The following is a 12,663-nucleotide window of genomic DNA, read 5'->3' on the forward strand; positions in this document are numbered from 1 at the left end:
TGACAGCCCCGCGGTTCCGTTCCCAAATACGGGGTATGTGCACCAACGCACCCTCGCCCCGTTTCCTGTTCGGCCCGATTCCCGGCCCTGATCGGATTTGGGGTTCGACCTCCCCGGTTTCAAAGAAGAGTTCAACCACCTCGCGCCCCGGACAGAGCATTCCGGTCGCGGGACAATGACGTGAAGGAGAAGCCATGCGTTATCAGATCAGCGGAAAACAGCTCGACGTTGGCGAAGCCCTGCAAACCCATGTGAAGACCGAATTGGGGGAAACGGTCGACAAATACATGCAGCGACCCACCGATGCGACCGTGGTTTTTTCGCGGACCTCGCATGAATATGTCTGCGAAATCACCGTGCACCTGTCCACCGGCCTGACCGCCTCGGCCGCGGGCCGTGCGGGCGAGGTCTATGCCGCCTTCGAGGCCTGCCGCGAAAAGATGGACAAGCAGCTGCGCCGTCACAAACGCCGCCTGAAAGACCATCACCGCGAACGCGTGACGCCGGTTGAATTCGATGCCGCGGGCCTGTATGTGCTCGCCGCGGAAGATGACGAGACGGAAGCCGATGGCGACAGCCTGGCGCCGGTGATCGTCGCCGAGATGGAGACGAAAGTCCCCACGATCTCGGTCGGCGAGGCGGTGATGCAGATGGAACTGTCGACGAAGCCGCTTCTGGTCTTCCGCAACGAGAAACACGGCGGGGTCAACGTGGTCTACCGGCGGGACGATGGCAACGTCGGCTGGATCGATCCCCGCAACATCAAGTGAGCGTTCGACGATGGGCGCGGAAAAAGGACAGATGGATCTTTCCACCCTGCTCAAACCGGCGGCGGTCAAGGTGTTGACCAATGTCACGAGCAAGAAGCGCCTGTTTCAGGACCTTTCCGAAATCGCGCATTCAGCCTACGGGCTGGATGCGATCCAGACCGTGGATGCGCTGCAGGAACGCGAGATGCTGGGGCCGACCGGCGTCGGTCATGGCGTGGCCCTGCCGCATGCGCGTCTGCACGGGCTGAAATCGGTGGTGGGCGTGTTCCTGCGTCTGGAAAAGCCGCTCGATTTCGACGCGGTGGACCGGCTGCCGGTCGATCTGGTCTTTGCGCTGTTCGCGCCCAAGGATTCGGGCGTCGAGCATCTGAAGGCCTTGGCGCTGGTGTCGCGGACGCTGCGCAATGTCGAGACCTGCGCGAAACTGCGCGCCAATTCCGATCCGGCGGCGCTGCATGCGGTGCTGACCGCGGCAACGGGCGGCGTTCAGGCGGCCTGATCAGCCCTTTTTCCGTTTCCACGGACCAAGGCCGAACTGCATGAAATCGCGGGAATAGGTCTCCGCCGCGGCCTGTTCCAATTCCGGCATCCAGACATCGGCGAGCTTCACCGGCGCGGTATCGCCCTGCGGCGCCGCAAAGGCCGGGGCTTTGGCGCCGACGGATTGCGCCAGCGCGGCAAGGTCTTCGGGCAGGCGGTCTTCCCGCGCGATCAGATCGGGCAGCGCAAACTGCGCGATGCCCTGCAGGCTGGCCGATTGGCTGGCCCAGAGCGGATGCACCCCAAGGCTTGTCTGCGCGTTCAGGTTCGTCTTCAGCCAGCCGAGGAAAGCCAGCAGCCCCGCCGCCCAGTCCTGCGGGGCCATCGGCTTGCCCTCGGGCGGCAGCGGCAGCTTGTAGTTGCGGCGCAGCACCTCGCGGGTGTCCATCATCCCGTCTTGCGACAGAAGCGCGGCAAAGGCCAGATGCGCGCGCAAAAGCGGATGGCGGACAACGGTGAAACTGCGGTGGCCGACATGCTTGCGCTTCCACTGCCGCAAGCTCTTTTGCGAGAAATCACTTTCCAGCGGACCCAGTTTCCCCAGCCAGTCGCGGATCGGCGCCTCCAGCCCCGGCCGGATCGGCAGATACAAAAGCCCGGCATCGCAGCCGACGAAACCGGGCACACCCGGGCCCCGGCGCGGCTCGAAATTCGGCGTGCGCGACAGGTTGAACCGGTCGATCTTCGCCAGCGACGCCGCCATCGCCGGGAAATTCGCCACCTTTTCCTCCAGCGGCTCGGGGTTTTGCACCACAAGGCTCGCGGGCAGCGCCGCAAGCCGCCCCGAGACCCCCAGCCAATCGGCCAGACCGTTCAGCACCGCCAGATCCTGCGCGTCTTCGTAATCAATGTAGAAGGCGGTCTGCCCCGAGGTCTGCAGCCCCCGCATCAACCTGATCTGGAACTCTTGCAGGGTCTGCAGATGGGCCTCGAACTCGGCGGGGTCGAACTCCGCTTGCGGCGTGTCCTTGCGGTGTTTCGCATCGCCCAATCGCCATTGCCCGGTCGCCCGCGCCAGCTTCAGGCTGACATAGCTTTCGGCCGGATTGCGGGTCAGCACGATCTTGGCGCAGCGCGGATCTTCCAGCATCGCGGGCAGCACGCGCGGATCGTGGTCGTGAAAGAAGCGGCAGCCGTTCAGCCCCTCGGCCGCCTTGATCCGCGCCCAAAGCGCCATCGGATCGGCATCGCGGGCTTCGCGGGGGATGCCCAGCAACTCGGTCTTTTTCGGATAGCCGATCAGCGCGGGGTTGAAGGCCTCGCCGTGGCAGGTGACGCCGGGCAGGTCGTTCAGCGCGGCTTCCAGCAGGTTCGAGCCCGTGCGCATTTCGGCAAAGACGACAAAGCAATCAAACCGGCTCATCTCATTTCACCAGATAGGGGCGGCGGCGCGGCGGCGGCACGGCTTCCCCGGCCACCGGAAAATCGCCCATCAGCCGCGGCTGCATGCCCTGATTCTTCAGGTTCTGCAGGAATTGACCAAAGCCGGTCAGCTCGATCATCTGCGGCGCTTCGGTCAGCCGTCGCGTCGCGCGCGGGCTGATCTCGTCGATGATCGTCTGCAGCGGCTCCATCGGGTTTTCGATGAATTCCGCCATCGTCCAGATCCGCACCCGCGCCTTCACATACATCGAGCGCAGGATGTTCAGCTGCTCGATCTCGATCTGCTGCAGCCGCGCCGCCTCGCGCCGGATTTCGGCGAAATCCATCCGCGAATGAAACAGCGGCACCGCCCAGGCGCCCGAGATGATCGAGATCTGCGCATTCGGATCGGTCGCGGTGAACCAGTTGATGTCCTGCGTGTCACGCGGGCTGAACATGAAACACTGCCGCTCGCCGCGGCCGTTCCAGATCAGATTGGTCAGAAACATTTTCGGGTTGTAGTCACGCAGCGCCGCGCTGTCGCTCAGACAGCCGTTGAACATCCGTTCGCCCCCGGCGAAAGCCACGCGCTCGGGCCCGAACAGATGGCCATGCACCCGGGCGCCGACATATTTCGCCAGCCAGCCCTCGAAATTCTCGAACAGGTCCGAAAACCCCTGAAAGATCGAATATTGCGCCGAGGTCTTGCCGTTCTCGTGGTCCTGCCGCGGGAAGCGGCTTTGCATGTAAAGCCCGGGCCGCCCGCGCGTGCGCCGCTCGACCGCCTTGGAAAACAGCCGGTCGATCTTGGACGGGTTCGGCTCGGCCAGGCTTTCGGCGGGCCGGTCGGACAGGAAGGTGGCGTAAAGCTTTTCCGCCTTCGGCCAGATCTTGCGCGCCACGAAGCAATCCGACCGCCGCAGAAGCTGCAGGTGATCGTCGTAGAAGATATGCGGCTTGCCCTGATAGTCGAATTTCGACAGCGTCAGCGAGCGGCTTTCGATATTGGTCGCATAAAGCCGGGCCAGCGACTGGAAATAGCTTTCGTCGGGGATCCAGACGCGCTTGAAATAGCGGTCATGCTGCGCCCGGTCGGGGTCTTGCAGGATCGCCGCCAGCGTCGCGCGCGACAGGCACCACCATTGGCTGCCCAGATGCGGGATGATGCCGCCGGGGATCTTGCGCTTGAAACCGATGCGGCGCTGAAAATCAACATAGGCATCGAACAGGCGGCGCTGCTTCTTCCAGGAAAACGGGAAGCGCAGGGTGAAGCGTTCCATGTCGATGCCGCCCACCGTCCAGCCAACCTCGGCGGTGGTGACGCTTTCGATGAAATCCGTCGTCGGGCGCGCGGCCAGATAGGCGGTCAGCTCATGCAGCGGCCGCAGCGGCAGACAGGCGCCCGAAGCCAGAAACACATGCCCGACCTCGGGGTGGCGGGCCAGCATCTGCGTCGCCCCGGCCTGCGCCGCCTGCACCAGCGACCAGGTGCCCCATTCGCATTTGAAGCGCTTGCAAAACGAGACGCTGTCCAGATCGGCCAGCGCCCGGCCAAGACCGTCATAGTCAGGCGCGGGCACGCGGGCATCGACATGGATCACCACCGGCGCCCCGTGGCTCGCCCAATAGCGCGCCACCTGCGCCGCGCGGTCCAGCGCCGTGTGACACATCATGATGAAGCCGACCGTCACCGCCCCGCCCTCATGCCCAGTTGCCCTTCGACATCAGCCCCAGAATTTCCAGCTGGCGCCAGTTGATATATTTTTCCGACCACTTGGTCCACAGATCCGGCTCGGCGCCCAGCCGGGCACTATAGGCCTCGTATTCGCGCGACCCCGCATAATGTTCGCGGCGCTGCATTTCCTCGGCCACCTTGGCGGTCAGCGGTGACAGAAATTTGGCGTGCAAAAGGCAGCCCGAGGCCTTTTCGCCCCCCCATTCGTCATAGACCATGTTCAGCCCGCGCGGCAGGATCATGTGGGTGGAGGAGGCAAAGACATAGCCGCGCTGCCATTTCACCAGCGGGATCTTGTTCAGCGAGGGCGCCGAGAGCGGATCATCGGCAAAGAACACCCGCGCCCGCGGCCCGCCCTGAATCCACAGATTCTGCATCTTGCGATTGCGCGAGATCATGTAGTTGCCGGCATCGAACCAGCAGGCGATCTCGAACGGGTTCTGCCCCTCGCAATAGGGGACGGCGTCGATCGGCCCCTTGGGATACATGTCAAGCAGCATCGCCGGGAAGCTGCGGATGTGATAGGTGTCCAGCCAGTCGGTCAGCGCGTCGATCGGCCGGGTGTCGCAAAACGGATAGACGAAGAATTCGTCCGGATCGACGGTCAGCGTCCAATGGCCGGTGCCATATTTGCGCAACAGGTGATTGAGCCAGTCGATGCCGAAAGCGGCGGCCTTGTAAGACGCCTTCGTCGTCCAGACCGAACAATCGGGCTGCGCCGCCAGATACTCGCGCGAGCCGTCATCGCTGTCATTGTCGACAAAGATGAAATGGCCCACCCGCATGTCGCGGTAATAGCGCAGGAAATACGGCAACCGGACGCGTTCGTTGCGCAGGGTGCAGAACACGATGACATCGCGGGGGGCGATCTTCGCGGTGCGGTCGGCCACGGGTTTCAGTTGACGACGCTTGCGGAATGCGCGCCATTGGCGCTGACGCCGCTCCCGCCGAAGCCTGATCGCCTGTCTCAGTGCCAAACTGCCCTCGCCCCGTGCCGTGCCTTCCGGCCCCTTCTAGCGCATCCCGCTTGCGGCAGGGTTAATTCCCGCCCGGTCGCGCGCAAGAGCATAGGCGGAACCGCAGAGCAGGTAAACCTTTGGTTCCTCTGCAGATACGATCCGCCCTAAAGCCAGCCGCCGCGCGACATCAGGCCCAGCGCCTCCAGCTGGCGCCAGCTTTCCAGCCGCGTCGACCGCGGGGTCCAAAAATCGGGCGAGGCCATCAGGCTGTCGTAATAGCTGTCGAACACCTCGGGGCGGCCGAAATGTTCGCGCCGGTCTTTTTCCTCGGCGGCCTTGCGCACCACTTCGGGCAGGAATTTCGTGTGCAGAAGCAGCCCGGAAATCGCCTCGCCGCCGGTCTGGTCATAGACCTCGTTCAGACGGGGCGGCAGGATCGCATGGGTGGAATTGAGATAGACCCAACGCCGGTTCCAGCGCACAAGCGGGATCTTCGACAAGGTCGGCGCATGGCGGGGGCGGTCGGCAAAGAACATCCGCGCCCGCGGACCGCCTTGAATCCAAAGGGCTTTCGTGCGCTCTTGCCGGGTGATCGTGTAATTGCCCGCATCGAACCACTGCAGGATCCGCAAGGGATCATCACCCGGAAGATAGCTTTGCGCCTGCAACGGTCCCTTTGGGTAAAGTTCCAGCATCATCGCCGGAAAGACCCGCTGCCCGGACCGGTCCAGCCAGTCGGTCAGCGCCGCAAGCGGGCGGGTGTCATGATGCGGATAGATCAGCAATTCATCGGCATCGACGGTCAGGCACCAGTGGTCATGGCCGTGGCGAAACATCAGCCAGGTCAGCCAATCCAGCCCGAAGCGATGCAGCCGATAGCTGGAGCCGGTCTGCCACAGCGACACATCGGGCTGGGCCGCCAGCAGATCGGGGCTGCCGTCGGTGCTGTTATTGTCCACGATCAGGAAATGATCGACACCCAAACGGCGGTAGTGATCGAGGAAATGCGGCAGCCGCTGCCCCTCGTTCCGCATCGCGGCGAAAAGCAGGACATCCCCGCGCCGGATCGCCCCCGTGCGGTCCTGCAGCGCGGTCAGACGGCGGCGGCGGCGCAGGGCACGCGCCAGCAGATAGCGGCGTCTCAGCCGTCCGCGATAGGCCTGCCACAGCTTTGACCAAAGCGCCATTTTCCCCCCATTCGGGGGTTATCTTTCATAATGTCCGCTTTGATGCCAGCGCCATGCATCGGCGATCATCGTCGTCAGATCGCTGCGTTTGGGCGCCCAGCCCAGATCGCGGATCGCCTTGGTCGAGCCCGAGACCAGCACCGCGGCATCACCCGGACGACGCTCGCCCTCGAGGATCGGCACCTCGCGGTTGGTCACGGCTTTCGATTGCGCGATCACCTCGCGCACGGAAAAGCCGGTGCCGGAGCCCAGACAGAACACCTCCGACCCCTTGCCCGCCTGCAGCCATTGCAGCCCCAGCACATGGGCATCGACCAGATCGGAGACATGGACGTAATCGCGAATGCAGGTGCCATCCTTGGTCGGATAATCCGAGCCGTAAACCGTCAGCGCCGGGCGCTTGCCGTCGATCGCATCCAGCATCAGCGGCACCAGATGCGTTTCGGGACGGTGGAATTCGCCCACTTCGCCCTCGGGGTCGGCGCCCGCGACGTTGAAATAGCGGAAGATCACCGAGCGCAGCCCGTGGCTGGCCCCGAAATCGCGCAGGATCATCTCGATCGCCTGTTTCGAGCCGCCATAGGCGTTGATCGGCGCTTGCGTGGTGGTCTCGTCCAGCACCACCCCGTCCTGATCGCCATAGGTGGCGCAGGTGGAGGAGAACACGAAATCAAGGCAGCCCGCGGCGCAGGCCGCCTCGATCAGGGTCAAGGACGACAGCACGTTGTGGCGCCAGTAAAGGCCCGGGTTCTTCATCGATTCGCCGACCAGGCTGAGGGCGGCGAAATGCATCACCGCCACCGGCTGCCAGCGCGCAAAGACCGCATCCAGCCGCGCCCGGTCGGAAAGATCGCCCTCTTCAAGCGGGCCGAACTTCACCGCATCGCGCCAGCCGGTGACGAGGCTGTCATAGGTCACCGGAACATAACCCGCCCTTGCCAGCGCCTTGCAGGCGTGGGAGCCGATATACCCGGCCCCCCCGTCACCAGAACATGCTGCGCCATCGGTTACTGCGCCGCCGTCCGCATCGCCATGACATCGCCAAGGAAGTCGCCGAATTCGTCGCGCAGATCCTCGCGCGCCAGACCAAAGGCCACCGTCGCCTGCAGGAACCCGGCTTTCGAACCGCAATCATAGCGCTGGCCACGGAAGCGGAAGCCATAGACCGGTTGCCCGGCCTCGATCTCCTCGGCGATGGCGTCGGTCAGCTGGATTTCGCCCCCCGCGCCCTCTTTCTTCTTGTTCAGGTTCTGCATCACCCGCGGCGTCAGGATGTAGCGGCCGATCACCGCAAGGTTCGAGGGCGCCACCTCGGGCTTGGGCTTTTCGACCATGCCCTTGACCTTGACGAGCGCGCCCATGTCCTCGGCGATGTCCAGAACACCATAGGACGAGGTTTTCTCATGCGGCACTTCCATGGCCGCGACGACGTTGCCGCCGGTCTCGTTATAGGCTTCCATCATCTGCTGCAAACAGGGCTTTTCGGCGGCGATGACGTCGTCGGTCAGAATAACGGCAAAGGGCTCGTTGCCGACCAGACGGCGGGCACACCAGACGGCATGGCCCAGACCCATCGGCCGGTTCTGCCGCACATAGGCGATGGCGCCCGAATCCATGTTCGTGGCCTTCAGCGCCTCCAGCAGATCGGTCTTGCCCTTCTTGCGCAGCGAGCTTTCCAGTTCCGGCGCGTCGTCGAAGTAATCCTCCAGCGCCGATTTCCCCCGCGAGGTGACGAAGATGAATTCCTTGATCCCCGCCGCGCGGGCCTCGTCGATCGCATATTGAATGAGCGGGCGGTCAACCAGCGTCAGGATCTCTTTCGGGATCGACTTGGTGGCCGGAAGAAAGCGTGTACCGAGGCCAGCGACGGGAAAAATCGCTTTCGTGACCTTGCGTTTCATAATGCACCTTTGTGTGTGTGGGCTGCTCGCGTCTCAGTTGGGCGCATAATCCACCCTTTTGAAGACCTGCTCAAGCTTCGCCTGTACAGAAGTTAACCACCCGCCGGAAAAAGCAGGCGGTTTTTTGCCGTTGCAGAAACAACTCTCACGGCGGCGCGATGAATGTATCAGTCCTGCCCCATCGCGGCCATCATCGCCTCGATCTTCGGCACGTCCGAAGGGTTGTTCAGCTCCCAGAACTGCCGCCCGCGCGATTCGACCTCGACGCACAGAACCGCGCGGCCGTTTTCCAAAAACCGCAGCTGTTCAAGCCCTTCGAGCGTTTCCAGCGGACCGACCGGCCAGCCGGGATAGGCCGCCAGCGTCTCGGGGCGATAGGCATAGACGCCGACGTGATGAAAGACCGGGGTCGGGTCTTCGGCGCCATAGGCTTTGCCGGTGAAGGGGATCACCTCCTTGGAGAAATAGATCCCGCGGTTGCCCGCACCGAAGACCGCGGTGGTGCCGCCGACGCGGTCGTTGCGGCGATCCTCGATCAGGCTGGCCAGCATCGCGCCTTCGCAGCGCAGGACCGGGGTGGCCAGTTCGGCCCAGGGGTTGGCGATCAGCCCCGCCACCAGTTCCTCGATGAACCAGGCGGGGGTCAGCGGCGCATCGCCCTGCAGGTTCACCACGATGTCATAGCCGCCGCCCAAAGTGGCAACGGCCTCGGCCACCCGTTCGGTGCCATTGGCGCAGGCGGGCGAGGTCATCACCACCTCGGCGCCGAACACCTCGGCCTCCTGACGGATGCGCTCGTCGTCGGTCGCCACCACCACCCGGGCCACGCCCTGCACGGCCAAGGCGGCGTCCCAGCTGCGCCGGATCAGCGTTCTGGCCGTGCCGAAGGCGCCCGTCAACGTGACCAGCGGCTTGCCCGGATAACGGGTCGAGGCGTAGCGGGCGGGGATGACGACCAGAACCGACATCATTTCACCAGCATCACGCCGGGGGCATAGGCGATGAAGAACGGGTTGGCGAAGCCTTCCTTGCCATAGGTGAAGGGGCTGTGATCGTCGAACCGCACCATCTCGCCGCCCGCGCCGCGCAGAACGGCATCGCCCGCCGCGGTATCCCATTCCATCGTCCGGCCCAGACGCGGGTAAAGATCGGCCTCGCCCGTCGCCACCAGACAGAATTTCAGCGACGAGCCCGCCGAGGTCATGTCGGCCACGGCATAGCGGGCGATATAATCATCGGTCGCCTGATCGCGGTGCGATTTCGACGCCACCACCATCAGCGCGCGGTTGTCGGGCACCGAAACCGTGATCGGCTTCTGTTCGCCCGGGGTTTCCTTGTCGAAAGCGCCCAGCTCCTCGACCGAGCGGCCATCGGCCAGCGTGTAGAACAGCCGCCCCTTGGCGGGCGCATAAACCACCCCGCGCAGCGGCACGCCGTTTTCGACATAGGCGATGTTCACGGTGAAATCGCCGCGGCGCTGCACGAATTCCTTGGTGCCGTCCAGCGGATCGACGATCAGGAAGGTCTTGACGCTTTGGGTGTGGCTGGCCGCCTGTTCCTCGGTCACCAGGGCCAGCTGCGGAAAGGCCTCGGCCAGACCTTCGGAAATCAGCGCATCGGCGGCCTCGTCGGCCTCGGTCACCGGCGAGGCATCGGATTTGGTCTTCACCGCGAAATCGGGGGAATCATAGATCTGCATGATCCGGTCGCCCGCCTCCAGCGCCAGACGGCGCATCACGCTCACAAGACGGTCAAAGTCCATCATTCTCTCCTGTCGGCCGCAATTCGGCCAGATTGCCATGCGATGTCGGTATCTTTATGATGTGCCGTCAAGGGAACGGCAAGTTTTCCGGGTTAAAAGGCCCCATAGGCCTGCACGGCGGAGCCATGTTCAAAGCAGAACGCAACACCAGCACCCTCGGATCAACCTTCAGCCTGCTGGAGCTGATCTATCATGCCACGGTGCGCTCGATCCGCAAGTCGCAGGGCAATGCCATCCTCGGCCTGTTGCAGAACATGTTCCAGACCATTCTGCTGGTGGTCACCTTCTACTTCATGTTCACCCTGCTCAACATGCGCGGCAGCGCCGTGCGCGGGGATTTCCTGCTTTACATCATGTCGGGCATCTTCCTGTACATGACCTATACCAAGGCGATGTCGGCCGTCTTCGGCTCCGAAGGCGCATCCTCGGCGATGATGAAACACGGGCCGATGACCACGGCGATCGCGATTTCGGCGGCGGCGCTGGGGTCGCTTTACACGCAGATGCTGTCGATGCTGGCGGTGCTGTATCTTTATCACGCCGCCATCACCCCGATCGAGATCTATGATTGGGCCGGGGCGATGGGCATGGTGATGCTGGGCTGGTTTTCCGGCGTCGCGCTGGGAACGGTCTTTCTGGCCGCCAAGCCCTGGAACCCGCCGTTGGTGGGCATGATCCAGCAGATCTATGGCCGGGTGAACATGATCGCCTCGGGCAAGATGTTCCTCGCCAACCTGCTGCCGCACAAGATGCTGATGCTGTTCAGCTGGAACCCGCTGTTTCACATCATCGACCAGGCACGCGGCTACACCTTCATCAACTACAACCCGCATTTCTCGAATTGGGAATATGCGCTGAACGTCGCGCTGGTGCTGCTGGCGATCGGGCTGATGGGGGAATTCTACACCAGGCAATATGCCTCGGCCAGCTGGGCCGCCAAGCACTGAGCCCCGTCACGTCTTGCGGCCCGTCACGGCTTTCGGATCGTGTCCCCATACTGGATCACCGGTTGCAGCTCGACGACCTCGCTTCCGGCAGCGGCACTGCCCGACTGCCGCGCGATGATCTCGGCGGCCTTGCGCCCGATCTCGCGCCGACAGGCGTCCATCGTGGCCAGCCGCCGCGGCAGACCATCCAGCAGCTCGACGCCATTGAACCCGGCCAGACCCAGCTTGCCCGGCACGTCGAACCCCTTTTCCAGGCAGTAAAGCAGCCCGCCTGCCCCGATCATGTCATTCGAATAATACAGGAAATCTATCTCGGGGCTGCGCGCCAGCATCGCCTCGGTCATCTCGCGGCCCTTCAAAAGCGCCGAGCCGCCGGAATAGAATTCGGTATCGTGCAGCACGATCCCGGCCAGCGCGAGCCCCTCGCTGAACCCTTCCAGCCGTTTGCGGGCGCGATGATCCTCGGGCATCTTCGTGCCCAGAAAGCCGATCTTGCGATAGCCCGCGGCCACGATCGCCTGCGCCATCTGCAGCCCGGCGCGGCGATGCGAGATGCCCACCACGGAATCGACGCCCTCGCCATCGACATCCATGATCTCGACCACCGGCACGCCCGCATTCTGCAGCATCGCCCGCGCCGTCGCCGTATGTTCCAGCCCCGCGATGATCACCCCCGAAGGCCGCCAGGACAGCATCTCGTAAAGGACGGTTTCCTCCTTTTCCGGGGAATAGTCGGTGACACCCACGACGGGCTGCAGCCCGGTATCCTCAAGTTCGGTCGAGATGCCCGAGAGCACCTCGGGAAAGACCAGGTTCGACAGCGACGGGATGATCACACCGACCAGATTGACCCGCTGCGAGGCCAAGGCGCCTGCGATCTTGTTGGGCACATAGCCCAGCATCCTTGCGGCTTCGAGAACCTTTTCGCGGGTCGCCTCCGACACGTCGCCGCGATTGCGCAACACGCGGCTGACCGTCATTTCGGACACCCCCGAGGCCTCGGAAACGTCGCGCAGGGTCAGGGGACGGCGGGAATCGTTGGGCGAACGGGCCAAGGCAGGTCCTTTCCGATGGGAACGCTACCAGATAGCGTCAAACATTTCGCTTGTGCAAGTCGAAGCGCATCCGTATGTTACCGCTAACTATGCCGTTTCGCCAAGGTCAGAGCGGCATATGTGCCGACCCGGTGGCAAGGATCAATGCCTGCGGCCGGGAAAGCGAAGGGGGGAGCGGTGGGCCAATACGCTCCCCCTTTCCCATCGCGCAAGGTGGCTTGCGTTTTCGCGCCGATGCCCGCAAAAAGCCTGTGTGACCCCGTGGCTCAACTGGATAGAGCAGCCCCCTCCTAAGGGGCAGGTTGGAGGTTCAAATCCTCTCGGGGTCGCCAACAATTTCAACGCATTACGCGATGACGCAAGCGACCTGAAAAACACGCATATCTGTGGTGCGCCACAGTTTTGCCAGGAATCGCTCAGTTTTTGTGTTCAAAAAAACGAAAAC

General features: G+C 63.4%; 12 protein-coding genes and 1 tRNA gene. 4 read left to right on the forward strand and 9 right to left on the reverse strand.

The features are described from left to right. The first annotated feature begins 194 nt into the window (after positions 1–194). Positions 195–770, forward strand: coding sequence for a ribosome hibernation-promoting factor, HPF/YfiA family (hpf, locus tag ACTTAG_RS18040; protein WP_444463562.1), 576 nt, complete (start codon positions 195–197; stop codon positions 768–770). Positions 771–801: 31 nt separating this feature from the next. Then, complete coding sequence (locus ACTTAG_RS18045) at positions 802–1,269, forward strand: PTS sugar transporter subunit IIA (RefSeq protein ID WP_444463563.1); 468 nt, start codon at positions 802–804, stop codon at positions 1,267–1,269. Here ACTTAG_RS18045 and ACTTAG_RS18050 read toward each other — a convergent pair whose 3' ends face one another. The 8 genes from ACTTAG_RS18050 to cysQ all read right to left on the reverse strand — a co-directional run bounded on the left by ACTTAG_RS18050 (position 1,270) and on the right by cysQ (position 10,216). After that, complete coding sequence (locus ACTTAG_RS18050) at positions 1,270–2,673, reverse strand: nodulation protein NodH (RefSeq protein ID WP_444463564.1); 1,404 nt, start codon at positions 2,671–2,673, stop codon at positions 1,270–1,272. It lies immediately after the preceding gene. A 1-nt stretch (position 2,674) separates the two neighbouring features. After that, a complete protein-coding gene (locus tag ACTTAG_RS18055; protein ID WP_444463565.1) occupies positions 2,675–4,363 on the reverse strand; it encodes a DUF5927 domain-containing protein in 1,689 nt (562 codons plus the stop codon). Between the two features lie 10 nt (positions 4,364–4,373). Next, on the reverse strand, positions 4,374–5,384 hold the full coding sequence (locus ACTTAG_RS18060; RefSeq protein WP_444463566.1) for a glycosyltransferase family 2 protein: 1,011 nt from the start codon (positions 5,382–5,384) through the stop codon (positions 4,374–4,376). A 146-nt stretch (positions 5,385–5,530) separates the two neighbouring features. Then, positions 5,531–6,553: a glycosyltransferase family 2 protein gene (locus tag ACTTAG_RS18065; RefSeq protein ID WP_444463567.1), complete on the reverse strand. Its 1,023-nt coding sequence runs from the start codon at positions 6,551–6,553 to the stop codon at positions 5,531–5,533. Between the two features lie 18 nt (positions 6,554–6,571). Continuing rightward, entirely contained in the window at positions 6,572–7,519 is a 948-nt protein-coding gene (galE, locus tag ACTTAG_RS18070; RefSeq protein WP_444465281.1) for a UDP-glucose 4-epimerase GalE, read from the reverse strand. Positions 7,520–7,560: 41 nt separating this feature from the next. Then, on the reverse strand, positions 7,561–8,454 hold the full coding sequence (galU, locus tag ACTTAG_RS18075; RefSeq protein WP_444463568.1) for a UTP--glucose-1-phosphate uridylyltransferase GalU: 894 nt from the start codon (positions 8,452–8,454) through the stop codon (positions 7,561–7,563). Between the two features lie 167 nt (positions 8,455–8,621). Further along, complete coding sequence (locus ACTTAG_RS18080; RefSeq protein ID WP_444463569.1) at positions 8,622–9,422, reverse strand: 3-deoxy-manno-octulosonate cytidylyltransferase; 801 nt, start codon at positions 9,420–9,422, stop codon at positions 8,622–8,624. Then, the gene (gene cysQ, locus ACTTAG_RS18085) at positions 9,422–10,216 is read right to left on the reverse strand and encodes a 3'(2'),5'-bisphosphate nucleotidase CysQ (RefSeq protein WP_444463570.1); all 795 of its coding nucleotides are present in this window, start codon (positions 10,214–10,216) and stop codon (positions 9,422–9,424) included. Before cysQ ends, ACTTAG_RS18080 begins: the two co-directional genes overlap by 1 nt. 125 nt (positions 10,217–10,341) lie before the next feature. Here cysQ and ACTTAG_RS18090 point away from each other — a divergent pair, with 125 nt between their 5' ends. After that, positions 10,342–11,163 (forward strand): ABC transporter permease, encoded by an 822-nt coding sequence (locus ACTTAG_RS18090; protein WP_444463571.1) that lies wholly within the window; start codon positions 10,342–10,344, stop codon positions 11,161–11,163. 23 nt (positions 11,164–11,186) lie between these two features. Here the strand turns inward: ACTTAG_RS18090 and ACTTAG_RS18095 are convergent, their stop codons facing one another. After that, positions 11,187–12,218, reverse strand: a complete 1,032-nt coding sequence (locus ACTTAG_RS18095) for a LacI family DNA-binding transcriptional regulator (protein ID WP_444463572.1) — start codon at positions 12,216–12,218, stop codon at positions 11,187–11,189. A gap of 255 nt (positions 12,219–12,473) precedes the next feature. Between ACTTAG_RS18095 and ACTTAG_RS18100 the strand changes: the two genes are divergently transcribed. Then, positions 12,474–12,550: transfer RNA gene (locus ACTTAG_RS18100), tRNA-Arg, on the forward strand. The last annotated feature ends 113 nt before the right edge of the window (positions 12,551–12,663 follow it).

This window comes from Rhodobacter capsulatus (genome assembly GCF_052363185.1).
GTDB classification, from domain to species: domain Bacteria; phylum Pseudomonadota; class Alphaproteobacteria; order Rhodobacterales; family Rhodobacteraceae; genus Rhodobacter; species Rhodobacter capsulatus_E.

Excerpts from the sequence above, each read along its gene's own strand:
- ACTTAG_RS18090 (WP_444463571.1), top strand. The coding sequence starts at position 10,342 with ATGTTCAAAGCAGAACGCAACACCAGCACCCTCGGATCAACCTTCAGC.
- ACTTAG_RS18045 (WP_444463563.1), top strand. The coding sequence starts at position 802 with ATGGATCTTTCCACCCTGCTCAAACCGGCGGCGGTCAAGGTGTTGACC.
- galU (WP_444463568.1), bottom strand. The coding sequence starts at position 8,454 with ATGAAACGCAAGGTCACGAAAGCGATTTTTCCCGTCGCTGGCCTCGGT.
- ACTTAG_RS18065 (WP_444463567.1), bottom strand. The coding sequence starts at position 6,553 with ATGGCGCTTTGGTCAAAGCTGTGGCAGGCCTATCGCGGACGGCTGAGA.
- cysQ (WP_444463570.1), bottom strand. The coding sequence starts at position 10,216 with ATGGACTTTGACCGTCTTGTGAGCGTGATGCGCCGTCTGGCGCTGGAG.
- ACTTAG_RS18080 (WP_444463569.1), bottom strand. The coding sequence starts at position 9,422 with ATGTCGGTTCTGGTCGTCATCCCCGCCCGCTACGCCTCGACCCGTTAT.
- ACTTAG_RS18050 (WP_444463564.1), bottom strand. The coding sequence starts at position 2,673 with ATGAGCCGGTTTGATTGCTTTGTCGTCTTTGCCGAAATGCGCACGGGC.
- hpf (WP_444463562.1), top strand. The coding sequence starts at position 195 with ATGCGTTATCAGATCAGCGGAAAACAGCTCGACGTTGGCGAAGCCCTG.